The sequence below is a fragment of the Streptomyces sp. NPDC111802 genome (assembly GCF_055634335.1).
On sequence record NZ_JBVKCZ010000203.1, the window covers coordinates 1 to 1,809 of the forward strand.

Sequence of the window (1,809 nt, forward strand, 5' to 3'; positions counted from 1 at the left end):
TCGAAACAAGTCCTGTTCAGAGAACCCTGAAAACCTGCAGTCCGTTCCTGCACAGCAGCCCCAGGCGTAGCAATTCAGCCTGACGCGGGTTCGGATCCTCCATCAGTCGATTAGTCCAGGGTTTCAGCATCGTGCGAAATGTCGGGTGGCCCGAGGGGTCAGTCACGGCGAACCGCACACGGTCGTCCGCCGACCGGTCGACCGTGATCCGGACCAGGGGCCTCGCGCGTGCTGGACCGCGTTCGTAACCAGTTCGCAGAGCACCAGCGCAGCGGTCTCCGCTGCGTTGTCCAGCCCCCAGTCAGTCAGCGCAGCCTGCGCCAAGTCCCGGGCATGCTGTGCCGTCTCGGGTTGGCGCAGCGTGGTGAGCTTGTACCCCGAGTGACCCGTTCTGCGGGGCCAAGTAGCTACAGCTGTGCCGGTCGTTGAAGTCATTCGATGCCTTCGTTAGGTAGATCTGGGACGCTGAGGGTAGAGGCAGGGAAAAGCAGTGGCAGACACAATCCCCCCTCATGGCACAGAAGTGCAGGTTGCACCCTCTTTGCGCCGTATCCTCAGGCAGTGATGCAAAGTTGACGCGCAGCAGAGGCGGAGTGTCTGCGGTGAATTGAGGTGGCACGCCCGCTAGACGCCCGCACGGCTGCTCTACGTTTGTTGCGTCGTGTTTTCTTTCGTTCTTGCAGCCTGGCGTTACTGGTGCGGCTCATCGGTCAGCTTTCGCAGCAGTGCCTCGTCCGTCTCGGTCAGGCCCAGATCTGCCCAGGTCTTCCCTGCGTCCTGGAGTACCTGTGCCACTGTGGCCCGGCCCGGGTACTGCTCCTGCAGGCGGGTCCAGGTCGGCATGCATGCCAGGACCCGTTCCACCGCCTCAATGTTCTGCTGCCGGTCCGCAATCTCGTGATGGGCCTGGGCGGACTTGGCGCGTGCGTCGGCCAGGCAGAACTGACAGTCCGCGAGTTCGCCTTCCAGGACGCCGATGGTGATGTCCAGGACCTTATTCAGGCCCAAGTCGGGGCGCTCAGTGTGGATCTGGCGGATTTTTCTCTCCAAGTAGCACAGCCCCTGTTCGGACAGGTGATGGTGGGCCACGGTGAGGTAGTGGGTCAGCTGACGGTCGAACAGGTTCGTGGGTTCGTTCACTTCCTGTGTAACGAGCCTCAACAGCCCCAGGCATCAGCACAGGCCTGTCATTCCTGAACGGGTGGTGGTTGCCAAGTGCAGTGCCTGAGCTGGCTTTTGAGGATCTAGGGCAGTGGAGTCTGTGTGGTGCACCTGCTGCGGAACTCAAACCGCTGGTCAATTGACGGCGGCTTGTGGGTACGGCTCTGATCAATATCCAAGAGCGACCGGGCATGATAGGCCGTCAGCTACTTCGTGCCTCGCCCTGGTTGGGGGCTCACATCGCGGGCGTGCCGCTGCGTACCCGGCGGGCGTCGCGCGAGAAGACGTACACGCCGAGGGCGTAAGTGTCTGCATCACCACCTCGCTGCTGGCAGTGCCAGCCGGTGCCCGAGCTGACGGCGTCGTCGGCGGTGCGGTGAACTCGCTGCGTGTCTACGGGCGTTGTAGCCGTTGTGGTGGTCAGGTCACCGTCCCGGAGCGGGTTGCGAATATCCCGAGCGCGTGCTGCCAGGTTGTGGTGTGCATCTGCGCCGCGAGGTTTTCGGCCTGCCTTCGGGCCGCCACCGCATCGGCGTGCTCGGCGTGGTGAGGGAGAATGGCGAACCAGGCACCGCCGTGCACCGGTGCGAAGAATGCGAGGTGAACTCGCCAATGGGGGCGGGGTGTTGGGCGCCGTGCGGTAAATAG

The 1,809-nt window shown here is 63.2% G+C and carries 2 protein-coding genes; both read right to left on the reverse strand.

The annotated features are described in order from the left end of the window. Window positions 1–690 precede the first annotated feature (690 nt). Complete coding sequence (locus tag ACZ7NC_RS45450; protein ID WP_471498325.1) at window positions 691–1,140, reverse strand: hypothetical protein; 450 nt, start codon at window positions 1,138–1,140, stop codon at window positions 691–693. A 441-nt stretch (window positions 1,141–1,581) separates the two neighbouring features. Further along, window positions 1,582–1,809, reverse strand: a 228-nt coding sequence (locus tag ACZ7NC_RS45455) for a hypothetical protein (protein WP_471498327.1), incomplete at its 5' end; no start/stop codon positions are given.